A 26107-nucleotide genomic window follows, 5' to 3' on the forward strand; every position below is an offset into this window, starting at 1 on the left:
TTCGTTGTTAGTGAGACCTTTACCAGCAATGGTAAAGGCCCCTTTCTGTCTTTTTGAGGACCCTTACCATATTTGGTAGGGTCCTTTTCGTATACAAAGAGAGGAGAAATAAAAATGAAAAAACTTATTAGTAGATTAAGAGTTGTATTTCATGTCCGTCGTTTCGTTCCATTTCTATTTGACTTTTTTACTTCAAAAGAGGTTTCAATAAAGAAGAAAATTATATCTGTTGTTTTTTTAGTTGGGTATGTTGCGATGCCGCTTGATTTAATTCCAGACTTCCTACCGTTTATCGGTATTTTAGATGATATTGGAATTGTATTATTCATTTTGAACCGAATTGTCAAAATGGCGCCAGTTCAATTACAAGAAAAGCATAACGTAAACGTAGGATAGGAGTTAAAAATATGGAGCAAATTATTTTAGATATAATCGAGTTTTTAAAGCAGTTTTCTTATTTTGGAGTTGTGTTAGCATTAACGTTTGAATTTATTCCAGCAGAAGTAGTGTTGCCAATGGTTGGGTATTGGGTATACGAGGGTGATATGAATTTCTGGTTAGCTGTATTAGCAGGGACCCTTGGCGGAACGACAGGACCATTAACGCTATATGCACTCGGTTATTACGGTGGTCGTCCGCTATTAATAAAATACGGAAAATACTTCTTTATTAAAGAGGAACAAATTCAAAAAGCAGATGATTTCTTTGAGAAATATGGACCAGTTGTAGCATTTGTTGGACGCTTTGTACCTGGGGTTCGAACGCTTATCTCTGTTCCATGTGGCATGGCAAAAATGAACATATGGAAATTTAGCATATATACATTTGTAGCAATGTTCCCGTTAACGACTTTATATGTGTATTTTGGAATGAAATTAGGTCCGCATTGGGAAAAAGCGGCGGATGTTGTTGGACAATATATGCTACCGATATTACTAGTCGTAGTTATTGTTGTAGGTGGTATATTAATCTATAAATTTATGAAAAAAAGAAACAGAACGGAATCTATCTAGTCATTTGAATATTTTTTGAAAATAGATGAATCGTACAGGCAAAAGACTCTAAAGGACATACACATATAGGGAATAAAAAAGAGAGAGGGGAAACAACTATGTCTTGTGAGTGCTCAGGGGCAGCATTAACTTGTTGTCCAGATAAAAATTATGTACAAGATAAAGTGTGTAGTCCGTGGTCTGCTACTGTAGTTGCAACAGCAATCGATAATGTTCTTTATACAAATAATATTAACCAAAACGTAGTTGGTACTGGTTTTGTTAAATATGATGTTGGACCAGGCCCAATTACTGTAGAGGCGCTTGATTCTGCTGGTACTGTAATAGATACACAAACATTAAATCCAGGGACGAGTATTGGGTTTACGTATCGTCGTTTTGATATTATACAAGTCGTGTTACCTGCAACACCTGCTGGAACGTATCAAGGAGAATTTTGTATTACAACACGTTATCCACTTTCATAGCAGAATAGGAGGGGATCAAAATGGGAATGAGAAGTTCCAGTTTGTCTTGTTGTTCTAATAAAACACTTGTGCAAGATCAAGTATGTACAGACTGGTCTATTACAGGTGCTGGTACTCAGATTGTATATACGAATAATATTACGCAAGAAGTATATGGTTCAGGTTACGTGAAATATGATGTAGGGGCGGCTCCAATTACAGTTGATTTTTTAGTAGGCACTACGGTAGTTGATACTGTTACTGTTCAACCGCAAAGTAGTGGTACTTTCACTGTACGATATTTCACAACTGTTCGAATTACTACGACAGGCACAACTGTTAATCAAGGAGAGTTTTGTATTACTGTACGTTATCCGATTTCATAAAAAAGCATACCGTAAATGGTATGCTTTTTTTGTTAAGGAAGTGATGAAATTGGTATTCTATAAGCGACATGTAAATTCGCAACAGTACTTACCTTCTAAATATAATGAAGGATTACTTTCTATATTAATAATACTGACAGATTGTAAGTCTTTTCCTGTGTAAGATATCGTATTACCAGGAAAAACAGTGAAAATATTAGTTACTGCTCCAACGATTTGAATTGTAACCGCTTCTGTGCTGCTAGTACTATTGTAAACCGAGACGGTACCTGATATAAGTAGTATTCCATCACTTTGCCACAGTATCATTGGTTGTGACTTATGTTTGGCAGAGGAAATAATATTATTCGTTATAAGGAAATTTCCTGCAAATTCATTTGTTACTAGTTCGCAATTTGGATTTGAAGGAGAGGGCGGTGGACAGGGATTTGGGCAAATAATAGATAAAGGAGCGAAACAGCCAATATTTTTTTTATTCTTCAATACAACCCCTCCTTTTAAGTTGTCTTTTACTATTATTAAATGTAGAAGCATGGCCGATGTGTTAAAAAAAGAAGGAAATGTTAAAAATTAAGATTGTCTAATAGGCTTAAACCTTAACTTATTAGTGTTATAGAAAAGATTATATGTGAATCATCATAGGAAAAGAATGACCAGACTCTTTTAGACAAAAGGTGGTTGTATACAATAGTACGAGGAATGTTGGACTTAACTTCTAATTAACTGTATATTTACAAAAATCTAATAAAATTCATTTGTTATTTAAACTGCATTAATATGTTTTAGATAAAATAGCCCTTGTAATGAATCAATTATTATGAGGAGGATTCACGTGGAAAGAACTGTTTTACGAAAAGTAAAAGGCCTTATTGGATTATTAATGGTTTTTGTATTAGCATTCGTATCATTTCCGTGGAGTACATCAGTCAAAGCGGAAGAGAAGAAGCAAGAAAAGGCACCAAGTGAGAAGAAGATCGTTTTTCCAGTCGTAAGTGATGTACATATTAAAAATAGTGGAACGGATGATACGTTTCGCTGGAAAAGAGCGATTGAACAGTTCAATATGCTTGCACCAAAGCAAGATGCGTTTGTTATCGTAGGTGATTTCACAGATACAGGGTCACTGCAGCAATATGACCGTTTCATGCAAGTATATAATGAAAATGCAAATAAAGATGCAGTACGAATGAACTCTCTTGGTAATCATGATTATTGGAACGGTTTATCCGTAGAGGGAGCGCAGAAGCGTTTCTTAGAAAAGACAGGCATGGAATCAATTTATTATCATAAAGTGGTAAAAGGGTATCATTTCCTTGTTATGTCTCCAGAGAATGGGACAACTCATGGATATTATTCAGACAAGCAAATTAATTGGTTAAAAGAAGAGATGGCAAAAGCGCAAAAAGATGATCCAGAAAAACCAATTTTCGTATTTTTACATCAGCACATTAAAGATACAGTATACGGTAGTCAAGAATGGGGAACGCAAGATAGTGCAAAAATTAATGAGGTATTAAAACAATACCCACAGGTTATTACGTTTTCAGGGCATTCGCATTATCCGTTAGATGACCCAAGATCAATTCATCAAAAAGACTTTACATCAGTTGGTACATCTTCTGTAAGTTATATGGAAGTTGAAGGTGGGAAAGTACAAGGGAATATCCCATCAGGAGCAAGTACATTAAGTCAAGGTTTATTAGTAGAAGTGGATGATAAAGAAGTAACGATTAATCGCCGTGATTTCCATACAAATTCTTGGACAGGCGAACCGTGGAAAATTCAGTTGCCATCAAAGAAACAAACATTTACACATGTAGAAGATCGTGATAAAGAAAAGCCTTACTTTGCAAAAGATGCGAAGTTATCAGTATCAAATGTAACAGAAAATGCAGCAACAGTAACATTCCAGCAAGCGTTAGACAACCTTCTTGTTCATTCTTACCGTGTACAAGCTAAAGGTAAGCAAACAGGTGAAATAAAGAATAAATTGTTAGCATTCTCAGAATTTTATCGTGACCCAGTACCGAAAGAGCTGACATTTACACTTGCAGGTTTAGATGGTGGGAAAACATATACACTTGAAGTTGTTGCGATCGATTCATTTGGCAATGAGAGTGTACAGCCGTTAACAGCAGAGATCACTACGAAAAAAGATAATATTGATCCGAATGTGAAAGTACCAAAGGCCGATGTTTTTGATGTAAACTTTGCAGATGGTACATTTAAAGACAATTCATCATTTGGTACAAAAGGTGATGTTAAGGGCAATGTGACTATTGAATATGATAAAGCATTGAAAAAGAATGTTATGAAGCTAAATGGAAAAGCAAATACATTTGGATACCTTCCGTTTTCAGCAGCACAAAAAGAAAAAGTAGCAAATACGTTTACGTTAGAAACTGTATTTTCAATGAATGAAATCCGCGGGCAAGGTATTTTACAAAATACAGAGGGCGGCGGAATTGGCTTTGAATCTACAGGAAGTGGATATGTAGAATTATGGGCTCATATTGGCGGTAGTTATAAGCGTGTTGGCGTTCAATTAGCGGCCAACAAAACATACCATTTAACAGGAACGTATAACGGCAGTGAAGTAGCAATTTACGTAGATGGTAAAAAAGTAAATAGTCAACCAGCTACAGGGAAAGTATATCACCCGAACGTACCATTTGCACTTGGTGCTGACCCTGATAGTAACGGGAATGGTGGTATTCCGTTAAATGGACAAATTGCGCTTGCGAAATTATATAGTAAAGCGTTAAGTTCTTCAGAAGTATTAGCAGCGTATAATGAGTTTTCTAATCGTACAAAGTTAGAAGAAGTAAACGCGTTATATGAAGAGCTTGGGAAAGTGAAAGAAGTGTTAGCTGGTACGTATGAGTTTGGTGATAAGCCAGGTCAATATTCAAAAGAAGCATTTCAAGCATTAGAGAAAAGCTATAACGCTGCAAAGCAAGTGTTTGAAAATGTAGGAAGTACTGGAGAACAAGTTGTTCAAACGTATAACGAATTAAAAACAGCTAATGTAACATTTGTACAATCAAAAGTGGCAGAAGAACAACCGAAAACACTGAAAGAAAAATTACAAATGAATATTGAATCTGCAAAAGCAGTAGTGAAAAAAGCGCAAGCTGCAAATGTAACGGACGGTTCAGTGAAATCATTGAGTCAAAAAATTACAGTGGCAGAATCTGTGATAAAAGATGCGAAAGTAAAAGATACACAAGTAGAAACGATGAATCATACGATGGAATATGCGATTTCACTCGTTGAAAAAAGCATAAACAAATAAGAGAGAAGAGAAAGAAGCTTATCATGATAGGCTTCTTTTTTGTTATACTAAAAGTAGCATAGAATGAAGGAGCGAATAATTTGGAAGAGAAAAAGCTAAAAAGAATTCTTGAATATGTATGGATTGCGGTTGTGCTCCTTGTAGGATATTATTTCTTAAAAGAGAAAAGTATATGGGTTCTATTTTTAATGACGTTTTTATTAGCGGGTTTAGGCACGTTATTTATTAACTTCTTCTTTGATAGTTTAAATGCATGGAAGAAAAAGAAGGGAACGAAGTAAAAGGGGGGAATATATGCAAAAGTGGAAGCTCATATATCAGGTGATTATTTTCTTAATGCTTGTAGGTATTGGAATTATTAAATACGGAACGCCAATAGGAAATTGGGCATCGTTTACAGCTTGCATCGGCATATTTTTCATTTTACAATCGTTAACGAAAAAATATAATAGTACAGAAAGATAGCTCGCCGTTTTTATTGGCGAGCTATTTTGTTATGCTTTTTTCTGTTCATCGTTTGCTTTTTCAGTAGCTAAGTGACTATGTTTTCTAGAGTAGAAGAAATAGAAGCATAAGCCGACTATAAGCCAAGCTATAAAGCTAATCCATGTCGTTTTAGACAAATTAGCCATCAAATATAAACAGCAAAGAATCGCGACAACTGGTAATACAGGTACGAAAGGTGTACGGAATCCGCGTTTTAAGTCAGGGTGTGTTTTTCGTAAAATAAGTACCGCACAGCAAACGAATGTAAAGGCTGTTAACGTACCGATATTCACTAAATTAGCTAGTACATGTAAGTCTAAAAGTCCTGCTAATAAAGCGGCAACAACACCAGTAATCCATGTGTTTAATAAAGGGACTTTTACTCTTTTATTTACACGTGCTAATGCTTTTGGAAGTAGGCCATCGCGGCTCATCGCATATGAAACGCGAACTTGTCCATACATAACGACTAAGAGAACGGTTGTCATTCCAGTCATCGCTCCAACAGCGAGTAGTCCTGCAATTGTATCTTCGCCAACGAAATGTAAGGCAAACGCAACTGGATCGGAAACATCTAATTGTGTATACGGAACCATACCTGTTAAAACGAAAGATACAATCATGTATAAAACAGTACAAATAAGAAGGGAACCGATAATGCCAATTGGCAAATCACGCTGTGGTTTTTTCGTTTCTTCTGCAGCGGTTGCGATTGCATCAAAGCCTAAAAAGGCGAAGAATACAGTGGCAGATCCAGTAATGATACCGTCGTATCCGAATGGAATGAACGGCGTCCAATTTTCAGGCTTTACATATTTTGCACCTGCTACGATAAAGGCGATAATAACAGCTAGCTTGATAAGAACCATAATATTATTAATGCGTGCACTTTCGCGTATACCAAAACTTAAAAGCCCCGTAATGAGTAGTAAAATACAAACAGCCGGTAAATCGATAAGACCACCTTTTCCTACGCCAGGGGCCGAGGCAATTATGGCGGGCAGATGAACGTTAAACCCTTGTAGTAAAGATTGTAAATAACCAGACCAACCGACAGCTACTGCTGCGACTGCAAGTAAATATTCTAGCATTAAACACCAGCCGACGATGAAGGCGACGACTTCTCCGACTGTCATATATGCGTAAGTATAAACACTTCCTGAGACTGGAATAGAAGAAGCAAATTCAGCATAACAAAAGGCTACACAAGCACAAGTAAATGCAGCAATAAGGAATGATAGCATAATACCAGGACCAGAATGTTTCGCCGCAACAATACCTGTTAATACAAAGATTCCTGTCCCAATTACGGCGCCAATTCCTAAAAACGTTAAATCAAGTGCAGTTAATGTTCTATTTAACTGCCGTGGTGATTCAGTACTAAGCGCTTTTTTTCGTAATAATGACTTCAATTTGGACTCTCCCCCCGTTTTTCATTTCCATAACTGCGAATATAGTATGAGTCCACTAGAAAAGGTATGTAAGTAAATGGAGGTACAGTTATGGTATGTGTTTTTTTAAAATTGCTGGATTCATTTTATTATAATTCAGAATATTTTGTCAAATAAAAATGTGACAAATAAAATGCGGATGAATAGGGGAAACTACTCGCAGGAATGGACGGGGGTTAATAATCTACTTTGGATGGAGAAAAACCCACTCATTAAAGTTAAAGTAGGAGAAGATGTTATGTTATTTTATTTTGAACTTGTCGTCATTTTACTTTGTACAAAATTAGCAGGTGATATTAGTGTAAGACTTGGTCAGCCTTCTGTACTTGGTAAATTAATTATTGGAATTATTATAGGTCCAGCTGTACTTGGTATTATAAATAGTTCCGAATTAATCGATGAACTGAGTGAAATTGGTGTTTTACTACTTATGTTTATGGCTGGACTTGAAACAGATTTAGAAGAGCTAAATCGGAATTTGAAATCATCATTTGCAGTAGCGGTTGGTGGAATTATTTTTCCTTTCATCGGTGGTTATGTAACAGGATTGTTGTTTGGATTAATACAATCTCATGCCATTTTCTTAGGTTTATTACTTTGCGCAACATCAGTTAGTATTACGGTACAAACGCTAAGGGATTTAGGGAAAATGAATACGAGAGAAAGTACAACGATTTTAGGTGCTGCCGTATTTGATGATGTTATCGTCGTTATTTTATTAGCGTTTGTTATGAGTTTTTTAGGAACGCAAGATGTGAATATAACACTTGTTATCGTAAAGAAAATTATTTTTTTCGTCAGCATAGTTTTTATCGCATGGAAAGTTGTTCCGTGGATTATGAAAATGCTTGTGCCACTTCGTGTAACTGAGGCATTGATTAGTGCAGCTCTTATTATTTGTTTCTCTTTTTCGTATTACAGTGAAATGATGGGGATTGCAGGTATTATCGGAGCATTTGCAGCTGGAATTGCCATTTCTCAAACAGAGTATAAGCACGAAGTAGAACATAAAATTGAACCGATTGCGTATGCGATATTTGTGCCAGTGTTCTTCGTAAGTATCGGAATGGAAATTACATTTCAAGGTATCGGAAGCCAGCTTTGGTTCATTATCATTATGACGCTTATTGCGATTTTCACAAAGCTGATCGGATCAGGTTTAGGAGCAAGACTAACAGGGTTCAACCTTCAATCTTCTATTAGTATCGGAGCAGGGATGGTATCGCGTGGTGAAGTAGCACTTATCATCGCTGCGAATGGACTTACGGCAAATTTATTAGCGAAAGAAAATTTCACAGCGATTGTTATTGTTGTTATATTAACGACGATTATTACGCCGCCGCTTTTAAAGAAATATTTCGTGTAAAGAGGAAGAGCTTATCTGAAGTAGGTAAGCTCTTTTTTATTGGAAAAGCAATAGTCATGTGGCATGAAAGGTTTGTAATTATGGTAAAATCTATGTATGTGATATGACAAGGAGAGGGATGTGTTTGAGGATTACGAAGGGAAAGATTATAGGTGTAATTATACTTCTTTTATTGTGCATACCATTTACTGCATGGAAAGAATCAAAAGTGAAAGATTTTCCGGTTTCTATTTTCTCGGAAGAAGCAGATGGTGAGTACGATCAGAAGCTGAAATATACTGCTTTTTTACCTGATGTTGCGATTTGGATGAACGGTTGGGAAAAGAAGTGGACAGAAGGGGAAAGAACTGTTTATCAAAAAGGGAATCGCATTGTAAATGTGTTTCATCCTCCTGGCGATGATGGTTTTTACCTTCTTGAAGCAAGAGAAAATCAGTGAACGCAACCGTAAGAAGTGGAGGTTAAATAGTGAAAGCTTCAACATTACTATTTAAAATTGAAAGTAATATGGATCAATTTTCACCAGCTGAAAAGAAGGTTGCCATGTACATAATGGAGAATGCAGAGATTGTTCCAAACTTAACGACGAAAGAAGTGTCAACGAATGCGGGTGCAAGTGAGGCCAGTGTTGTTCGTTTTTGTAAGTCGATTGGGATTGGGAGCTTTAAAGCATTTAAAATCGCGCTCGTTCGTGAATTAACGATTGCTGATTATAATATTAATGATTTTTCAGTGATGAATACGGAAGATGGCCCGTACGACTTGTTTAATAAAGTTACGTATGTGAATAAAGCTGCAATTGAGGCGAGCGTGACGGCGATAGATAAAAAAGAACTTGAAAAAGCTGCAGATCGTATTGTAAATGCCGATAAAATTATCTTTTACGGAGTAGGCGGATCAGCTACTCCGGCGATGGACGGAGCTTATAAATTTACAAGGCTTGGATTTACAGCGATGATGCTGTCTGATTTTCATATGATGTTGCCGCTTGTGACGAATTTAAAAGAAGGCGATATATTTGTGGCGATTTCAACATCTGGTCGTACGAAAGATGTACTTGAAATGGCGCAATATGCGAAGAGACAAGGTGCAACAGTTATTGCGATTACAAAGCTTGATCAATCATCACCGTTATATAAAGAGGCGGATATTCGTCTTTGTATGCCAGATGTAGAACAAGATCATCGTATTGCAAGTATTGCTTCAAGAATGACGCAATTGAACATGATAGATGCTCTATATGTGATTACTTTTAATCGCATTGGTAATAAAGTGCTGGATCAATTTATGGAAACAAGAGAAGAAGCATTGCGATTACGGAAGCTGAAATGAGAAGGTGGGGAAACCCATCTTTTTTTCGTACCGACATAAATTCGTCATGAAAAGAAATTAAATTTCATAAAATAATAAAGTAATATTGATTTTAAATTTCTTAAAGTTATAATAAAAGTATGAAATTAAATTTCAAAGTAGGTGGTAATATGTTAGAAAATTTATCGACAGAACATCGTAATGAGAAGACGATGAATTTAGATGAGATGAGCATAAAAGAAGTGTTGCAAAGTATGAATGAAGAAGATCGAACTGTTGCGTTAGCGGTTGAAAATGAAATAGAAGAAATTGAAAAGGTTGTAGGGGCTGTTATTCAGTCTTTTGAAGAAGAGGGCCGATTAATTTATATTGGGGCTGGTACGAGTGGCCGTTTAGGTATTTTGGACGCAGTGGAATGTCCGCCGACATTTGGCACAGATGATAAAATGGTGCAAGGATTTATAGCAGGTGGATTGAAAGCGTTTACTAAAGCGGTAGAAGGTGCAGAAGACCGCGAAGAGTTAGCAGAAGAAGATTTAAAAAGTATTGGATTAAATGAGAAAGATACAGTGATTGGAATTGCAGCAAGTGGTCGAACTCCTTATGTTATTGGCGGCTTGAAGTATGCGAATAGCGTAGGAGCGAGTACAGCTAGTATCTCCTGTAATAAGAATGCTGAAATAAGTAAATATGCAAAACTAAACGTGGAAGTAGAAACAGGCGCAGAAATTTTAACAGGCTCAACGCGTTTGAAAGCTGGTACAGCGCAAAAACTAGTACTCAATATGATTTCAACAGCATCTATGATTGGTGTTGGGAAAGTATATAAAAACTTAATGGTAGATGTGCAATCCACAAATGAAAAGTTAGTAGAACGATCAAAACGAATTATTGTGGAAGCAACAGGGGTTAGTTATGAAGTAGCAGCGGAGTATTATGAAAAAGCAGAACGTAATGTGAAAGCTGCGATTGTTATGGTGTTATTGCAGTGTGAGTACGGGGAAGCACTGAAGAAGTTAAAAGAAGCGAAAGGGTTTGTGAAGAAGGCACTTTAAAATAATAGGGAGGGGGATTCTATTATGAAGAAAGAAGAGAGAATGGCCAGAGACATTTCAGAGCAACTTGGGGGAATAAAAAATATTCGCGGCATTGCTCATTGTATGACGAGGCTACGATTAACGCTTCATGATGAAAGTAAAGTGAATATGGACCTTTTGAAAAAGGTTGAAGGGGTTATGGGCGTTATTGAAGATGAGACGCTTCAAGTTGTTGTTGGGCCAGGGACAGTAAATAAAGTAGCAGCTGAAATGGAAGGTTTAACAGGACTGCGAATTGGTGAGGTGGCAGATCATCACCTTGAAGACCTTGGGCAAGAAATGAAGTCAGAGATTAAGAAGAAAAATAATACACCAGTGAAAAACTTTTTAAGAAAAATAGGAAGTATTTTCATTCCGTTAATTCCTGGTCTTGTTGCGTCAGGTATTATAAACGGGGTCGCTAACTTTGCGAAAAACGCAGGTGCTGATCCGAATGCAACGTGGCTACAAATGTTATTACTTATTGGCGGGGGTATCTTTACATTCTTAGGAATTTTAGTCGGCTGGAATACAGCGAAAGAATTTGGCGGGACACCGGTTCTTGGAGCAATTGCTGGTATTTTAATTTTTAACCCAGCGATGGCGAACGTAAAATTATTTGGTGAAGCGCTCGTACCTGGACGGGGTGGGTTGTTTGCCGTTATTTTTGCAGCATGGCTTATGGTTGTAGTGGAAAGACAAGTTCGAAAAGCAGTGCCAAATGCAGTTGATATTATTATAACGCCGCTTATTACTGTGTTAGTGGTGAGTATCGTAACGATGTTAGCGATTCAGCCGGTAGCAGGTTTCTTATCTGAAGGAATTACAAGCGGCATTAATGGTATTTTAAGTATTGGTGGAGCGTTTGCTGGAGCAGTACTTGCGGGAACATTTTTACCACTCGTTATGGTCGGTTTGCATCATGGTTTAACACCAATTCATATGGAGTTTATTAATCAAACGCACGTAACACCTTTATTACCAGTACTCGCAATGGCTGGAGCTGGGCAAGTAGGAGCAGCGATCGCCATCTATGTGAAAACAAAAAACAAACGACTTCGTAATGTAATTAAAGGTGCATTACCAGTTGGCTTTTTAGGAATTGGCGAACCGTTATTATACGGGGTTACATTACCACTTGGGAAACCGTTTCTTACAGCTTGTTTAGGAGCAGCAGTTGGCGGTGCATTCCAAGCAGTTATGAAAACAGCCGCGCTTGGAATCGGTGTATCAGGATTATCATTAATTCCGTTAATTGCTGATAATAAATATTTACTATATTTCCTTGGATTAGTAGTGGCATATACGTTCGGATTCATCTTTACGTACTTCTTCGGATTTAAAGAAGAAATGGCAGAAAACATATAGAGAAAGGGATTCCTTTCTCTTTTTCTATTCATAGAAAGGAAGATTCATATGATCGGAGTGTCAATTTATCTTGCAAAAGAACGAGTAAAAAAACAAGAAGAGTGGCTAAAAGTAGCGCAGGAAAACGGGTTTTCATCTATTTTCACATCACTTCATATACCAGAGGATGATCCCGGTACGTATAAAGAGTTGATTCAAATACATGGGAAGCAGGCTCTTGAAAACGAAATGGAATTAATGGTCGATGTTTCTCCAAAATCGTTACACCATTTAGGGATGACGTATGAAAATGTGGAGGAGCTATTGGACTGGGGCATTACAGGCTTAAGAATGGACTACGGCATCGAGCCGAAAGAAATCGCACGTGTATCTCACAAGATGAAAGTAGCTTTAAATGCGAGTACGATTACAGATTCATTTTGGAAAGAGTTAGTCATAGAAAATATAAAGGTAGAGAATGTAGAAGCGTGGCATAATTTTTACCCGCGCCCAGAAACAGGACTAGCAAAATCATTCTTACAAAAACAAAACGCATACTTACATGAGTGCGGAATAAAAACGATGGCATTTATTCCGGGAGATGGTGAAAAACGTGGTCCGCTATGTGAAGGTTTACCAACGTTAGAAAAGCACCGCAATATACGCCCGCTTGAAGCGTACTTAGAACTTGTACAAGATTGTGGTGTCGATAAGGTGTTAATCGGGGATATAAGCGGAAGTGTAGAAAGTGTACAAGAGATAGCGAGTGCGAGTAGAGGAATTATTCCGCTGCGATACGAACCATTGATAGAGAAAAGTGAAGTGTTAAAAATGGTAGAACAAGTGCATACAAATAGACTAGATCCAGCCCGTGATGTCATTCGCTCTGTAGAATCACGAGAAGAAAATAAAGTCGTGTTACAGCCAATGCATACAATTGCAAGAAAGAAAGGCAGCATTACAATTGATAATGAATTGTACGGTAGATATGCAGGAGAGATGCAAGTTGCCAAACAGGATTTGCCTGTAGATGAGAAAGTGAATGTTGTTGGGATGGTTATAGAAGAGGACTTGTCTTTATTGCCGTATGTTGGCGCTGGAAAAATGTTTCAACTTTTTTGTGCAATAGAGTAAAAGCTTGAATTAGCACTATTCTGTAGGAAAACATTATCCGTAAAAGGGATAATGTTTTTTGTTTTCTTAAAAAAAGTATTTGACGAATGAAATAAAATACCGTATTGTTTTGACTTGTAAATAAAAGTTTACCATAACAAAACAAAAAGGAGAGTTCAAAATGAACCAATATATTGGGAATTTAATTATTCGTATCGTGTTAGGAGTGACATTCTTTGCGCACGGTTTAGCGAAGTTTCAATCAGGTATCGATAACGTAGCAGGATGGTTTACAAGCATCGGTTTACCAGGTGGTCTTGCATACGGCGTAGCAACAGTTGAATTAGTTGGTGGTATATTATTAATTATCGGTTTAGGCGTAAGATATGTAGGATTGTTATTCGCTCTTATTTTAGCTGGAGCTATCGTAAAGGTAAATGGAGCAGCAGGTTTATTAGGAGATGGAAAGAATCCAGGATATGAATTAGATCTTGCATTATTAGCAATGGGTGCGTATTTATTCGTTGTAAAAGCAGAAGGGTATGTAGATCGTTTCTTAAAAGAGAAAGTAATGAAAACGAAGTAAACTTATTTATAAATTGTTGACTTGAATCATTAATGTAACTATAATGATTACGACATTTAGATTAAGAATAAAACAATTTAAATATTTTTTTACACAAGATGTAATGATGTTGGTTACATCTTGTGTAAAAGATAAATAGAATGGGAGGAAGTAACATGCCTAAATCAAATTTAGAAATTATCCGAAGTACATATGAAGGATCAGCTTCTTCGAATGCAAAATATTTAGCAGAAGCCCTCTCTGAAAAAGTAGAATGGACAGAGGCAGCAGGATTCCCATACGGGGGAACTTATATAGGTGTAGAAGCAATAATGAAAAATGTATTTAGCCGATTAGAATCAGAATGGGATGATTATAAAGCGAGTGTAAATATGTACCATGAAGTAAACGGAAAAGATGTAATTATTGCTGAAGGTGTTTATTCAGGGGTTTATAAAGAAACGGGAAAATCATTTGAAGCAGAATTTGTTCATGTATGGCAACTTGAGAACGGAAAAATTGTGAAGTTTAAGCAATATGTAGATAGTCATCTTGTTAGAGAAGCGATGAAGAGTTAATGCTTTTTAAATGGGGCGTAGGTATATGCATTACAATTATAGTAATTTTCTCGTCTATAGTTGGCGGAAAGAAATTGCTTGCATATGTGGAAAAAGAAAATAATAATATTCAAACCCAGCAAGCGGCAAACGAAAAAGAGAAGAAAGTTGCAGAAGAATCTCCACAAGTTAGTGAAGGTGAAATTATTTCTACTATGCACAAAATGGTACACCAAAAGGTAAAATCCTCTGAAAAATGGGGATTTGTAGAAATGACAAACAAGGAAATTTCTAATGTGAAAAGAGATATTGAAAATAGTACAGGTTTTCAATATAAAATGAAGTTATTTTCTATTATAAATAGATGGGAAAAAGGAGATTTTTCTCAAACTGTTGAGGAGCACAACTTTTTATGGAGCCTTCAAGGTGGAGATACTGGTAAGGCAACAGAACGTTTATCACCAGAAGAGGAAAAGCAGTATATAAAAGAAATGAAGAATAAATAAAAACATCGCCAACTCAGATGACGATGTTTTTTCATTAAGAATGTTTTCGCATGAAAGCTCTAGTTGGCTGAACAGCAACCGTTTTGAAATGAGAAAATAAATAACATCCTGTTACAACGATTATTGTCCCTACAATTTGTATCCATGATAGTTCTTCACCGAGGAAAAGGAATGCTAAAATGGCTGTGAAAATCGGATTGAAGTTTAGAAAAATACCGGATGTCGTAGCTCCTAATTTTTGTACGCCAATATTCCAAAACACCATACAAAGAACGGTAGAAATAAGCCCTGTATATAAAAGGGATGTGATGAAAAAAGTATTTATATTTGTAACAGTGAAGCTTCCAATGTTAAATGGCAGTAATAAAATAACGCCGAAAATACCAGAGTATAATGTTGCCATAAGTGGTGTCGTTGTTTTTGTTGCCCATTTACTACAAACAGAATAGACTCCCCAAATACAAACTGCCGTAATCATCCATAAATCTCCACTATTAAAATGTAGTGAAAATAAAAGTGCAAAGTCACCTTTTAATAGGACAAGAATAACTCCAAAGAAGGAAAGAATCATGGATAGAATTTGAAGAGAATTTATTTTTTCTTTTAGAAATAATACTGAAAATAGTGCTATTGAAATCGCATTTAATGTAGAAATAAGCCCTACATTCGTTGCGGATGTTTTTTCTAGTGCTAAAAATTGAAAGATGTTAAAAAGAGTGACCCCTGAAATCCCCATGAGTATTAACGGAAGTATTGCAGCACGAGGTGGAATGATTTTCTTCTCTTTAAACCAAACCATTGGTAATAAACAAACAATCGCAATCATCCATCTTAAACTTGTAAGTGTCATCGGAGACGCGTGATCAACGAGTGATTTTCCAACGACGAAATTTCCTCCCCATAATAAGCTCGTTAGTAATAGTAAAAAGACATAAAAATAAGGCATATTAAAATCCCCTTTGTTGTAATCAATGTGAATTGTAAATAATTTTAGCATTTTTCTTCATTATGTAATATATTCTTTTGTATAATTAAAAAAAGTCGATAAGATATTTTGTTTTAAATGATATTTACGGAAAAACATTCAGTTTTATATAGATTACAAGGTGTTTTTTCGAATAATCATCGGTAATAAAAAGGGGGAATTGTAATGGAGTCGTCAGTTATTAAAGTGTTGGATGATTTGGACGTACAAATTTTAGATATATTGCAGAAGGAGTCACAAGTAAGTAATGCAGAGCTTGCCCGACGCGTTAATTTATCACCAGCTGCGATGCATGCGAGAATAAAAAGATTAGATGGAGAAGGGTTCATTGATAAACAGGTCGCCATTTTAAATCAAGAAAAGCTGGGTTTTGATTTGTTATGCTTCATTTTTATGAGTACAAATATTCATCAATCAGATAAGCTTGATGTGCTGGAAAAAGAATTAGAAGCGATGCCTGAAGTGTTAGAATGTCACTGTTTAACAGGAGAGTATGATTATTTATTAAAGGTTGCAAATCGTGATCGTAAAGAGCTGGAGCAGTTTATTAGAAAGCTGAATAAGCTTGGTATTACAAGGATACAGACGAGTTTAGCACTTCGTGAAATTAAATATTCGACGGTATTGCCGATACGAAATGAGGAACCAAGCATCGATTAGATTGCTTGGTTTTCTGTTTGTATAAAGTGATTGACGAGGAGAAAGTAGAGATGTATTATTATATAAAATTATGTATTAAAATTCATTTAGGTTTATAAATATTAATATCGGGGGCAAGGGGATAGAATATGAAAATCTTTAATGCAGTTACGAGTGATGTGAAAGAAATTTATAGTCTCATTGAAGCTTATGCAAAAGAGGGAGTGGTTTTACCACGTTCTCTTTTATCTCTCTATCAATATTTACAATGTTTATATGTTATGAAAGAAGGGGAAGAAATCGTTGGAGTTGCTGGTTTACATGTGTTAGGGGAGGATCTTGCAGAAGTTCGGTCATTAGTCGTGTCGCATACATATGCAGGAAAAGGAATTGGGCGTATGCTAGTGAACCATGTAATAAATGAGGCAGCGAAAATAAAAGTGAGCAGAGTCATTTCTTTAACATATGAAACGGAATTTTTTCAAAAGTGCGGGTTTGATTTTGTGAATAGAGAGGCGTTACCAGAGAAGGTATGGATTGATTGTAGACATTGTCCAAAGGTAGATTATTGTGATGAAGTAGCGATGATTCGGTATGTTGGGTGAAAAAAGAGCAGCTAGCATAAGCTAACTGCTCTATTCAAGGGATCTCTCCAAGGGGGAGTGGAGAAAATATTATGTTACTAGCAGTATTGACAGATTATTAGGAAATATACAAATCGGATGAAATAAATTTTGGGCATTGACAGTTTTTAAAATATTCATGTACAATACTTATGAATGACATTCAGTCATTTTATGTAGCAGGATGTCATTTGCTTGGAAACGGAACAAATATAAATGGTAAATGAGGATGATAGTTGTTTATATAGTAGTGATGAAGGAGTATATTTTTTAAAAACAAAAATGACTGATAGTCAGTCATAAGAGGTGAGAGGTATGAAGAATAGAGCTTGGTTATATGTCATATTAACATGTATCTTTGAAATTTTTTGGGTGTTTGGTTTTAATACGGCCGATACTTGGTGGCATTGGATTATTATTTTAGGCGTTATCGCTGTTGATTTTCACTTCCTTTCTAAAGCGTGTGAGCATCTTGCAACAGGGACTGTATATGCCATTTTTGCCGGAGCTGGTACGGTAGGTACTTTCTTAATGGATGTATTCCTCTTCGGCGGAAGTTTCAGTGTAGGGAAATTATTCTTTATCGTAATGGTTGTAGCTGGCGTTATCGGTTTAAAGCTAGCTGATAATAAGGAAGAAACTGTGGAAGGAGCTGTTTAAAAATGGGTTGGTTTTTCGTATTTTGTGCTGCAATTAGTGAAATAGTCGGTGTGATCGGTCTAAAAATGTATAGTAAAGATAAAACGTTAGCAAATGGAGCACTTTATATAGGCGGGTTTGCTACATCCTTCGCATTCTTGTATACATCTTTCTTATTCTTACAAGTCAGTGTCGCGTATGCGGTTTGGATTGGTATTGGAACAGCAGGTGCCGTTTTATTAAACATGTTCCTGTTTGGTGAGTCGAAAAGTAAAGCACGTATCATTAGTGTGGCTCTTATTGTATGCGGCGTGACAGGATTAAAGGCTCTTTCGTAAAGATATACTGTATCTCCTAACAAGTCGTTAGGAGATTTTTATTATAAAAAGTACACGATAATTGACAGTACAGCTAGTTATTTTATAAAATGAGTGACAGTCATTCAATACGCGTGTGAAAGGGTTCAGATGATGAATAAAAAAGAGAAAATTGTCTATGCAGCTATTGAAGTGTTTCAGGAAAAGGGCGTTGAAAAAACGAAGATTTCTGATATCGTGAAATTGGCTGGCATTGCACAAGGAACTTTCTATTTATATTTTCCTTCTAAGTTATCTGTTATGCCTGCAATAGCAGAAGTGATGGTTGAGAAGATGATCCTTGCAGTGAAAGAAAAAGTGCAAAACGATGCGCCTTTTTCAAGTAAAGTTACGCAAGTAATAGATGCGGTGTTTAATTTCATAGCTGAATATCGTGAAATACAAGCTTTAATGTATGCAGGTCTTGCATCTACGGAACATATAAAAGAATGGGAAGCTGTGTATGAGCCTCTTTATATGTGGCTAAGTGAATTTTTAAGTGGGGCGAAAGAAGCCGGTGAAATTCGTGATTCAGTTCACGCAGAGCGAACAGCGAAGTTATTTATCGCTCTAGTTGAATCAGCAGCGGAACAAGTTTATTTATATGATCATAAAGATGATGAGCAAGTCGAGCTACAAAAGGCAGAAGTACTAGATTTTTTAACACATGCACTACATATAAAGAAGTAGTAAGATGAACCTGTCTGAGAAGGTAGGTTCATTTTTGAGGGGAAATGAATGATAGTCATTCACCTAATACTTATGTATGTGTGGAAGGATAGAGTGAAATTCTAATGAGTGGAGGCATCTCTACTCATGATTAGCCCACAAATAGCAGGATAAAGAAAAAGCTTCTTGGGCATTATTTTTTGAGAGGAGCTTACGGGAAGAGGTGTTAAAAGTGAAGAAACCGATAAAAGAACAAAAGATGGTACTGGTCATTCTTTTGAGTAATATATTTATCGCTTTTTTAGGGATTGGATTAATTATTCCGGTTATGCCATCCTTTATGAATGATATGCATTTAACAGGGAAGACGATGGGGTATCTCGTTGCAGTGTTTGCAATGGCTCAGCTCATTTCGTCACCTATTACAGGCCGGTGGGTTGATCTTTACGGTAGGAAGAAAATGATCATCATTGGCTTATTTATTTTTGGTGTTTCAGAACTTCTTTTTGGATTAGGAAAAGATGTGTGGATGCTTTATGTAGCACGAGTGTTAGGCGGAATTAGTGCTGCGTTTATTATGCCTGGTGTTACGGCATATGTTGCTGATATTACCTCTATGCAAGAACGTCCAAAGGCAATGGGATATTTATCTGCGGCAATTAGTACTGGATTTATTATAGGGCCTGGAATTGGCGGATTTATTGCAGAATACGGTATACGTGTGCCGTTCTTTGTAGCTGCAGCAATTGCCTTTATAGCATGTGTCATTTCGATCTTTATTTTAAAAGAGCCGTTAACGAAAGAAGAGCTTGCAGAGATTTCTGCTAACACGAAAGAATCGAGTTTTATTGGTGATTTAAAGAAATCATTACATCCAATGTATGCAATTGCATTTATTATCGTATTTGTACTCGCATTCGGATTATCAGCGTATGAAACCGTGTTTAGTCTGTTCTCTGATCATAAATTTGGATTCACACCGAAAGATATTGCGGCAATTATTACAATTAGTTCAATCTTTGGGGTAGTTGTGCAAGTATTTATGTTTGGTAAATTGGTTGATATATTCGGTGAAAAAGTGTTAATTCAAATATGTTTAATTGTAGGTGCAGTGTTAGCATTTGTTTCAACTGTAGTCTTTAATTATTGGATTGTCCTTCTCGTTACGTGCTTCATTTTCCTAGCATTTGATTTACTTCGTCCTGCTTTAACGACGTTTTTATCAAAAGCAGCTGGAAAAGAGCAAGGATTCGTTGCTGGTATGAACTCGACTTATACGAGTTTAGGAAATATCGCAGGACCAGCGATGGGTGGAATATTATTTGATATGAATATTCATTATCCATATGCATTTTCAGGAGTTGTTTTAATAGTTGGTCTCGGCATTACATTTATGTGGAGAGAGAAACAGCTAGCTGAAAGTTTTGCGAAGTAATAAAACCCCTTACGTCGGTAAGGGGTTTTTGTTTTATCCCGCTTTAATGGGCAGTAAGACCCCCACCTCAAAATTCAGTGAAAGCAAAGAAGTTAGGTGGGGGATCAACTGCCCATAAAAGTCCGATTGGTTCAACTAATAATCAGTGGGGGATGAAGAAAACCCCCACTGATTAAAGTTTCACTTTATAAACTTAATCCAAACCGTTTTAATTCAATGAAAATCCCCTCTAATTGCTTTCCTTTATCCGTTAATGTGTACTCTACACGAGGCGGAACTTCTGGATATACTTTTCTTGTTATAATGCCTTGAGATTCTAATTCTTTTAGTCGAAGTGATAATGTTTTCGGACTAATTCCGTCCATTGATTTTTGTAAATCACTAAAGCGTAATGTTCCTTCGATAAGAAGATCACGAATGATTAAAAACGTCCATTTTGTACGAATTACATCAAGGGTTTTAGCGATGGGACAAGGTATGCCAGGTAAACCTTTCGTTAATTCAACTGGATCTATATTGTTCATGGAACTAGCCTCCATAAAATTTTTTTGAATGAATTTGCTTTATAGTATCACAAAAATATACTTTTGGTAACTATATGAAAAAAATATCACTACTTCCATAAAGGAAGTTAGTGCATATACAATAGCAATTCAAAATACAAAGGGTTTAGATGAAGAGGAGGTGATTTTCATGTGGGTGAAAAATTTGTTTAGATTTCTTAGTTTGTTTGTTGTTTGTATTGTACTTGTAGCATGCGGCGTGGAAGAAAAAACGGAAGTCCAGTTATTAAAAGAAATGCCAAAGCCAAAAGCAATGACAATTGATCCCTCACTAAGTCAAAAGGAAGCGACCGAAATGGTTCATGCAGCGCAGCGTTTTTATGCATTTTGGGATACAGGTAAAGAGGAGCTTATTCCGCAGACTGTTACTGAAAATTTTTTCGATCATACATTGCCGAAAGGGCGACCACAAGGCACGGAAGGATTGAAGTTTGCAGCGCAAAATTATCGTAAAGTTGTTCCTAATATACATTGCGAGATTGAAGATTTATTAGTCGTTGGTGATAAAGTAACAGCTCGTCTTTCTTTTACAGGAACGCACAATGATAAGAAAATCAATTTTTTTGCCATTGATATTTTACATGTGAAAGACGGAAAGATAATGGAAGACTGGCATTTAGAAGATAATCTTACGCTGAAACAACAACTTGGGTTAATAGCTGAAGAGTAAATTATATAGGGGAGAGAAAAGTGATGAAAAATATATTTATTATAAATGGACATGAAAAATACGGTACGAAAGAAGGACGATTAAATAGAACGTTAGTTGATTATATGGTAACGGTATTAAGTGAGAAGTATCATGTGAAAACAACAACGTTTCAAGATGGCTATAGTATTAAAGAAGAACAAGAGAAGTTTTTATGGGCTGATGTTGTGATTTATCAAACGCCGATTTACTGGTTTAGTGTACCGGGCTTATTTAAAACGTATATGGATGAAGTATATGAATACGGTTTGTTCTTTAAGGGTGCTGATGAATATGGAACAGGTGGTTTATTAAAAGAGAAAGAGTATATGTTTTCTACAACTTGGAACGCACCTGAGAAAGCATTCGGAGATAAAACGAAGTTCTTTGAAGGGGAAAGTTTAGAGTCAGCGCTTAGCCACTTACATCGCGTACAAAAATTTCTTGGCATGAGTCCGTTAAAGAGTTTTGCTTGTTATGATGTGGTGAAGCATCCGGATATTGAGAAGTATTTATTGAACTTGAAAGATCACTTAGATGAAGTAATTCAATAATAGTTTGTATTGTGAAGAAGGTACTACTAAGGAGGTAGTACCTTCTCTTTTATGAAATACGTTGAAAATCTTTACTTATACAGGACTGCTTTAGTTTTTTTGATTTGAGTAAATGTTTCATCTCAGAGATGTTATCGTATGAAAGCTGAGTATGATAATAGTTAATGTACTCAAGTAATGCAAAAATATAAATAAATAGGGTGAATGATAGCCCGCCTAAAGGTAAGTCGGGATACAAAATTACAACATCAATAGTAAACGTAATAAATCTCGTGATAGTGAATGCTATATTAATCTTTTTAAGTATTTTTAAATATTGAATCATCCTAATGGGCGTAACAGATGTTTTCTCTTTTTTTAGTCGTTTCCACTTTAAGTACCAGTAAATTACTCCTTGTAATAAGATAAACTCTAAAAGAAGAAATGAGACCCAAAAAGAATACAGGGAATATAAATGTAACGTAGGATAAGCATAATTAAGTAAGTAACTTGTGAAAATAAAAGTAATGACTGAAAATAATTCACCTGTGTATAGATAGGAAAGTCTTTTTTCTAAGGTGCGTTTCATGTTTTTCTCCTTTTATAAAAGCCCACATAATTTAATACGTGGATGGCTGTATCCACAACTTCGCAAAATTTGCCCAACCGAATGAATCAATCGTTACGTTTTTTAAAGAAGAAGGGTATGTTTTTCTTTTTAAAACGTGATAGTTAAATAAAATGATGTGTTCTGCTTGTAAAAATTCTTCGATCTCATACATGAGCTCATAGCGTTTCTCTTTATTTTCTTCTAATAAAAATGTATCTAACAAACAGTTAATTTGTTTTTCATAGTGCGGGTCCATGAACCGGTTTACGAAGCAACTTTTATTTTTAAATACATTTAAGAATGCAAGTTCATGATCGGCAGCAAATACTTCTCCCATGAAAATAATATCGGCATGTTGATCAATAGAACGATCCATATAATCTGAAACGAGAAATGGGTGAAGCTCTACTTGTATACCTAAACTTTCACATCGTTCTTTTAGGAAATATGCATCATTTGCACTATCTTTAAATGCGAAGAAGTAAATATGTATCGTCTCTCCATTATAAGTGCTCTTTTTTAAATACTCTTTCGCTTTTTCTAAAGAGTAAGACCTTTTAGAAGCTTGGCGACTTCTTTCAGGGAAAAAGCTTGATGCAGCAATTGTTCGTCTTCCTTCTATGTTACGAAGTATCATTTCAACATCATATAGTTCTCTCCAAGCTTTTCGAAAGTAAATGTCGTGATGAGGCCCAGGTTTTGTAAAGTTGAAGCCAGCATAAATACAACCTATTTCTTCTATTTGTATATTATGCCTTTCATTTTCCTCTTCATTTGGTAGTTCATAATCAGCATCTATTTGTACATGATCAGGAATACCCCAAAATTCAATACGATCTAATAACGCGCGCTCTTTAAAATAATGGGTGAACGCTTCAAGTACGATATTATCTTCAGAGTAATGAGCAAGTTTGAAAGGTCCAGTACCTATATAATGATGATTTTGAATACTAGCATCACGTGGCAAAATTGCTAGTTGTATGGAACTTACATAGTGTAAGAAAAATAGATTTGGTTTTGCTAAATGGAATCGAATTTGCAGTGGTGATGGTGTTTCAATTTGAATAATTTCTTCTGTTAACCATTCGAAAGGAGAGTGAACTTGCTTTAATCGTTCAAATGAAAATTGTACATCTGTAGAAGTTAGAACTGTTTCGTTATGAAAATATATATCCTTTCGTAAATAAAAGGTCCACGTAAGCCCGTCTTCACTTAATTCCCACGTATGTGCAATGTGTGGTTCCATTTTTTCAGTAACATCGTTATAAACGACTAACGTGTCAAAAATTTGACTCGTAAGATGGCTCTCCGTTGTCACAGCTACAAAGGCCGGATCTAATGGGAAGATTTTTCTCGATATAGGAATCTTTAATATGTCATACATATCATTTGAGGGTTCGTATCCAAAATGATGATGTAGTTTATTCTCTATCTTTTTTTGAAGTGCAGGAGGGAGCGGTTCTTTTAAAAGAAGAAAAACATCCTTTAATTTTTCTTGCGCTAACAGTTCATCTGTGTAGCATTCAATCGCTTCTACGAAATTATGTATAAATAGGATTTCTGTTTTATTCCCGCGGCCACGCCCTGGAGTCCAATGAATTAATTGTTCCTCGCTCATTTTCTTTAATAAAATCTTTACGTTTTTTGTACTGCAATATAAAACATCCGCTAATTCTTGTAAGCTATTTCGTATATGTTGTTGATCCTGTGCATGTAGTCTTAGTCGAATGTAATAGTCCATAATTTTCATATATACACTTCCTTCTATCGTAAAAGGGGAAACTCTTTAGAATATTCTAACCTTTTTCTTCCTTTTTTTCAAAGTAAAATAAGGAAGCATAAGGAGGGGGAAACAATGGGTTTTTGGAGTATGCATCGAAATATAAAGATTAGGATTATAACTTCGTTTTTAACACGTACTGTGTCCACGATGATTTTTCCATTTATGGCGATTTATTTTTCAATAAAATTAGGTAGTGCAATTGCTGGTGCGTTACTACTTATTAATGTCATAGCTTCATTAGTAATTGGTTTATATGGTGGATATGTTGGAGATCGACTTGGTCGTAAAAAAGTAATGATTATCGGTCAAAGTATACAAGTCATTTCCATTGCTTGTATGGGAGTTGCTAATTCAGATTATGTAGATTCACCGTGGCTAACATTTGTGTTTATGTTAGTGAATAGTTTAGGATCTGGACTTATGAACCCTGCGACAGAGGCAATGTTAATTGATGTGAGTACACCTGAAAATCGAAAAGTGATGTACAGCATTAACTATTGGGCAATTAATTTATCCATTGCGATTGGAGCGATATTTGGCGGATTATTATTTGAGAACTATAGATTGCAATTGTTTATCGGATTAACAGTGATTGCAGTTATCACTTTATATGTGATGGCTGTATATATGGAAGAAGTGTATGTAGCACGGAAAACGGTGGAGAAGAAAAATGTATTAAAAGATATGGCGGATAGTTATAAAGTCGTAATGAAAGATAGAGCGTTTTTAATTTTTTGTGCAGCAAGTATATGTACGTTATCGTTAGAGTTTCAAATTAATAATTATTTAGGAGTACGCTTGCAGAAGGAATTTGAAACGGTGCACTTTTTCTTCGGGAATGGTTTTACGTTTGATTTAACAGGTATTCGTATGCTGAGCTGGATTTCAGCAGAGAATACAATTTTAGTTGTGTTATGTTCAGCACTTCTTATTAAAATGCTAAAAAGCTTCAACGATTTGAAAATCTTATATGTCGGCTTATTCATTTATACAATTGGATTTACAATACTCGGAACGAGCAATAGCTTATGGATTTTATTAATTGCAGGGCTTTTCCAAACGATAGGCGAGATGATGTATGTGCCAGTGCGTCAATCTATTATGGCAGATATGGTGCCAAATGAGGCGAGAGGTTCATATATGGCGATTAACGGAATGGTCTTTCAAGTGGCAAAAATGAACGGGGCATTAGGTGTTATGCTAGGCTCATTTCTTGCATCTTGGGGTATGAGCGCTCTATATTTTATCGTTGGTATGAGCAGTATTTTATTATTTATGAAGGCGATAGGGAAAGAGAAGTATCAGAATGAAGGGAATGTTTCTCAGATTGGATAAAACTATATAAAAAGCGAACGAACTGGACTCGCTTTTTATATAATTTTTAGAATGGATCAACTTCAGCTAAATTTGGAGTGGTATTCGGCTGTAGCAAAAGATTTTTTAATGTGCCTACTTCAGAAAGAGTGACTAATATGTAGCCACTAATTAGTACAATAAGCCCAATGAGGCGTAACGTTTGTAAGCTTACTTCATTATTATTCGTTTCCGTTGGATTAGGAGGCGTTGAAGGTGGATTGTTATTCATAAATAAGCTCCCATCTTTTGTATTTATATATGTGCGAAATCATTATTTAACTTATGGATAGGAATCGTATAGTCATTTTCA

The 26107-nt window shown here is 35.9% G+C and carries 33 protein-coding genes; 26 read left to right on the forward strand and 7 right to left on the reverse strand.

All coding sequences use genetic code 11. From position 1 onward, the window contains the following. The first annotated feature begins 114 nt into the window (after positions 1-114). The 4 genes from AAG068_RS04240 to AAG068_RS04255 all read left to right on the forward strand — a co-directional run bounded on the left by AAG068_RS04240 (position 115) and on the right by AAG068_RS04255 (position 1845). Positions 115-396, forward strand: a complete 282-nt coding sequence (locus AAG068_RS04240) for a YkvA family protein (RefSeq protein ID WP_098881375.1) — start codon at positions 115-117, stop codon at positions 394-396. Positions 397-407: 11 nt separating this feature from the next. Continuing rightward, a complete protein-coding gene (locus tag AAG068_RS04245) occupies positions 408-1013 on the forward strand; it encodes a DedA family protein (RefSeq protein ID WP_000435019.1) in 606 nt (201 codons plus the stop codon). A gap of 98 nt (positions 1014-1111) precedes the next feature. Beyond that, on the forward strand, positions 1112-1480 hold the full coding sequence (locus AAG068_RS04250) for a DUF3992 domain-containing protein (RefSeq protein WP_001277529.1): 369 nt from the start codon (positions 1112-1114) through the stop codon (positions 1478-1480). A gap of 20 nt (positions 1481-1500) precedes the next feature. Beyond that, positions 1501-1845: a DUF3992 domain-containing protein gene (locus AAG068_RS04255; RefSeq protein WP_342718277.1), complete on the forward strand. Its 345-nt coding sequence runs from the start codon at positions 1501-1503 to the stop codon at positions 1843-1845. A gap of 57 nt (positions 1846-1902) precedes the next feature. Here AAG068_RS04255 and AAG068_RS04260 read toward each other — a convergent pair whose 3' ends face one another. Further along, positions 1903-2286, reverse strand: a complete 384-nt coding sequence (locus AAG068_RS04260; RefSeq protein WP_428845996.1) for an S-Ena type endospore appendage — start codon at positions 2284-2286, stop codon at positions 1903-1905. On the opposite strand from AAG068_RS04260, the gene AAG068_RS29875 reads away from it, so the two are divergent. The 4 genes from AAG068_RS29875 to AAG068_RS04275 all read left to right on the forward strand — a co-directional run bounded on the left by AAG068_RS29875 (position 2171) and on the right by AAG068_RS04275 (position 5605). Continuing rightward, positions 2171-2419, forward strand: coding sequence for a hypothetical protein (locus tag AAG068_RS29875; protein WP_428845997.1), 249 nt, complete (start codon positions 2171-2173; stop codon positions 2417-2419). The genes AAG068_RS04260 and AAG068_RS29875 overlap by 116 nt on opposite strands. Positions 2420-2677: 258 nt before the next feature. After that, the gene (locus AAG068_RS04265) at positions 2678-5140 is read left to right on the forward strand and encodes an FN3 and LamG domain-containing metallophosphoesterase family protein (RefSeq protein WP_342718279.1); all 2463 of its coding nucleotides are present in this window, start codon (positions 2678-2680) and stop codon (positions 5138-5140) included. Positions 5141-5220: 80 nt separating this feature from the next. Next, positions 5221-5421 (forward strand): hypothetical protein, encoded by a 201-nt coding sequence (locus AAG068_RS04270; protein WP_237982143.1) that lies wholly within the window; start codon positions 5221-5223, stop codon positions 5419-5421. Between the two features lie 13 nt (positions 5422-5434). Further along, positions 5435-5605, forward strand: a complete 171-nt coding sequence (locus tag AAG068_RS04275) for a hypothetical protein (RefSeq protein WP_342718280.1) — start codon at positions 5435-5437, stop codon at positions 5603-5605. Positions 5606-5634: 29 nt separating this feature from the next. Here the strand turns inward: AAG068_RS04275 and AAG068_RS04280 are convergent, their stop codons facing one another. Then, a complete protein-coding gene (locus AAG068_RS04280) occupies positions 5635-7038 on the reverse strand; it encodes an amino acid permease (protein ID WP_342718281.1) in 1404 nt (467 codons plus the stop codon). Between the two features lie 232 nt (positions 7039-7270). Here AAG068_RS04280 and AAG068_RS04285 point away from each other — a divergent pair, with 232 nt between their 5' ends. The 9 genes from AAG068_RS04285 to AAG068_RS04325 all read left to right on the forward strand — a co-directional run bounded on the left by AAG068_RS04285 (position 7271) and on the right by AAG068_RS04325 (position 14918). Beyond that, positions 7271-8443, forward strand: a complete 1173-nt coding sequence (locus tag AAG068_RS04285; RefSeq protein ID WP_342718282.1) for a cation:proton antiporter — start codon at positions 7271-7273, stop codon at positions 8441-8443. Between the two features lie 124 nt (positions 8444-8567). After that, a complete protein-coding gene (locus AAG068_RS04290) occupies positions 8568-8882 on the forward strand; it encodes a hypothetical protein (RefSeq protein ID WP_001223244.1) in 315 nt (104 codons plus the stop codon). Between the two features lie 29 nt (positions 8883-8911). Next, on the forward strand, positions 8912-9775 hold the full coding sequence (locus AAG068_RS04295) for a MurR/RpiR family transcriptional regulator (protein WP_000648163.1): 864 nt from the start codon (positions 8912-8914) through the stop codon (positions 9773-9775). A 149-nt stretch (positions 9776-9924) separates the two neighbouring features. Beyond that, the gene (gene murQ / locus AAG068_RS04300) at positions 9925-10809 is read left to right on the forward strand and encodes an N-acetylmuramic acid 6-phosphate etherase (protein ID WP_342718283.1); all 885 of its coding nucleotides are present in this window, start codon (positions 9925-9927) and stop codon (positions 10807-10809) included. Between the two features lie 24 nt (positions 10810-10833). Beyond that, positions 10834-12198, forward strand: a complete 1365-nt coding sequence (locus AAG068_RS04305) for a PTS transporter subunit EIIC (RefSeq protein WP_342718284.1) — start codon at positions 10834-10836, stop codon at positions 12196-12198. 48 nt (positions 12199-12246) lie between these two features. Next, positions 12247-13311: a DUF871 domain-containing protein gene (locus AAG068_RS04310; RefSeq protein WP_342718285.1), complete on the forward strand. Its 1065-nt coding sequence runs from the start codon at positions 12247-12249 to the stop codon at positions 13309-13311. Between the two features lie 160 nt (positions 13312-13471). After that, on the forward strand, positions 13472-13876 hold the full coding sequence (locus AAG068_RS04315; protein WP_001077748.1) for a DoxX family protein: 405 nt from the start codon (positions 13472-13474) through the stop codon (positions 13874-13876). Between the two features lie 155 nt (positions 13877-14031). Further along, entirely contained in the window at positions 14032-14433 is a 402-nt protein-coding gene (locus AAG068_RS04320; protein WP_342718286.1) for a nuclear transport factor 2 family protein, read from the forward strand. Next, positions 14433-14918 carry a PRK06770 family protein gene (locus tag AAG068_RS04325; protein WP_075312079.1) on the forward strand — a complete coding sequence of 162 codons (486 nt, stop codon included), beginning with the start codon at positions 14433-14435 and terminating at the stop codon, positions 14916-14918. Before AAG068_RS04320 ends, AAG068_RS04325 begins: the two co-directional genes overlap by 1 nt. A 34-nt stretch (positions 14919-14952) precedes the next feature. Here the strand turns inward: AAG068_RS04325 and AAG068_RS04330 are convergent, their stop codons facing one another. After that, the gene (locus AAG068_RS04330; RefSeq protein WP_342718287.1) at positions 14953-15864 is read right to left on the reverse strand and encodes a DMT family transporter; all 912 of its coding nucleotides are present in this window, start codon (positions 15862-15864) and stop codon (positions 14953-14955) included. A 204-nt stretch (positions 15865-16068) separates the two neighbouring features. Here AAG068_RS04330 and AAG068_RS04335 point away from each other — a divergent pair, with 204 nt between their 5' ends. The 6 genes from AAG068_RS04335 to AAG068_RS04360 all read left to right on the forward strand — a co-directional run bounded on the left by AAG068_RS04335 (position 16069) and on the right by AAG068_RS04360 (position 20264). Then, entirely contained in the window at positions 16069-16563 is a 495-nt protein-coding gene (locus AAG068_RS04335; protein ID WP_000446100.1) for an Lrp/AsnC family transcriptional regulator, read from the forward strand. Positions 16564-16691: 128 nt separating this feature from the next. Further along, positions 16692-17147 (forward strand): N-acetyltransferase, encoded by a 456-nt coding sequence (locus tag AAG068_RS04340; protein WP_063263505.1) that lies wholly within the window; start codon positions 16692-16694, stop codon positions 17145-17147. 333 nt (positions 17148-17480) lie between these two features. Beyond that, entirely contained in the window at positions 17481-17825 is a 345-nt protein-coding gene (locus AAG068_RS04345) for a DMT family transporter (protein WP_342718288.1), read from the forward strand. Positions 17826-17827: 2 nt separating this feature from the next. After that, positions 17828-18142, forward strand: a complete 315-nt coding sequence (locus AAG068_RS04350; protein WP_000539674.1) for a DMT family transporter — start codon at positions 17828-17830, stop codon at positions 18140-18142. Positions 18143-18271: 129 nt separating this feature from the next. Then, a complete protein-coding gene (locus AAG068_RS04355; protein ID WP_342718289.1) occupies positions 18272-18850 on the forward strand; it encodes a TetR family transcriptional regulator in 579 nt (192 codons plus the stop codon). Between the two features lie 211 nt (positions 18851-19061). Next, the gene (locus tag AAG068_RS04360) at positions 19062-20264 is read left to right on the forward strand and encodes an MFS transporter (RefSeq protein ID WP_048526344.1); all 1203 of its coding nucleotides are present in this window, start codon (positions 19062-19064) and stop codon (positions 20262-20264) included. A 185-nt stretch (positions 20265-20449) separates the two neighbouring features. On the opposite strand, the gene AAG068_RS04365 is transcribed toward AAG068_RS04360, so the two are convergent. Further along, positions 20450-20788, reverse strand: a complete 339-nt coding sequence (locus tag AAG068_RS04365; RefSeq protein ID WP_001059468.1) for a winged helix-turn-helix transcriptional regulator — start codon at positions 20786-20788, stop codon at positions 20450-20452. Between the two features lie 169 nt (positions 20789-20957). Here AAG068_RS04365 and AAG068_RS04370 point away from each other — a divergent pair, with 169 nt between their 5' ends. Beyond that, positions 20958-21497: an ester cyclase gene (locus tag AAG068_RS04370; RefSeq protein WP_342718290.1), complete on the forward strand. Its 540-nt coding sequence runs from the start codon at positions 20958-20960 to the stop codon at positions 21495-21497. A 23-nt stretch (positions 21498-21520) separates the two neighbouring features. Continuing rightward, a complete protein-coding gene (locus tag AAG068_RS04375; RefSeq protein WP_342718291.1) occupies positions 21521-22069 on the forward strand; it encodes an NAD(P)H-dependent oxidoreductase in 549 nt (182 codons plus the stop codon). 49 nt (positions 22070-22118) lie between these two features. On the opposite strand, the gene AAG068_RS04380 is transcribed toward AAG068_RS04375, so the two are convergent. Together AAG068_RS04380 and AAG068_RS04385 are read right to left on the reverse strand one after the other, a co-directional pair. Further along, positions 22119-22637, reverse strand: coding sequence for a general stress protein (locus AAG068_RS04380; protein WP_342718292.1), 519 nt, complete (start codon positions 22635-22637; stop codon positions 22119-22121). Between the two features lie 31 nt (positions 22638-22668). Further along, on the reverse strand, positions 22669-24408 hold the full coding sequence (locus AAG068_RS04385; RefSeq protein WP_342718293.1) for an SgrR family transcriptional regulator: 1740 nt from the start codon (positions 24406-24408) through the stop codon (positions 22669-22671). Between the two features lie 105 nt (positions 24409-24513). Between AAG068_RS04385 and AAG068_RS04390 the strand changes: the two genes are divergently transcribed. Further along, positions 24514-25776, forward strand: coding sequence for an MDR family MFS transporter (locus AAG068_RS04390; protein WP_342718294.1), 1263 nt, complete (start codon positions 24514-24516; stop codon positions 25774-25776). A 46-nt stretch (positions 25777-25822) separates the two neighbouring features. Here the strand turns inward: AAG068_RS04390 and AAG068_RS04395 are convergent, their stop codons facing one another. Continuing rightward, on the reverse strand, positions 25823-26026 hold the full coding sequence (locus tag AAG068_RS04395; RefSeq protein WP_342718295.1) for a hypothetical protein: 204 nt from the start codon (positions 26024-26026) through the stop codon (positions 25823-25825). Positions 26027-26107: the final 81 nt, after the last annotated feature.

It is taken from the genome of Bacillus paramycoides (assembly GCF_038971285.1).
Classification (GTDB): domain Bacteria; phylum Bacillota; class Bacilli; order Bacillales; family Bacillaceae_G; genus Bacillus_A.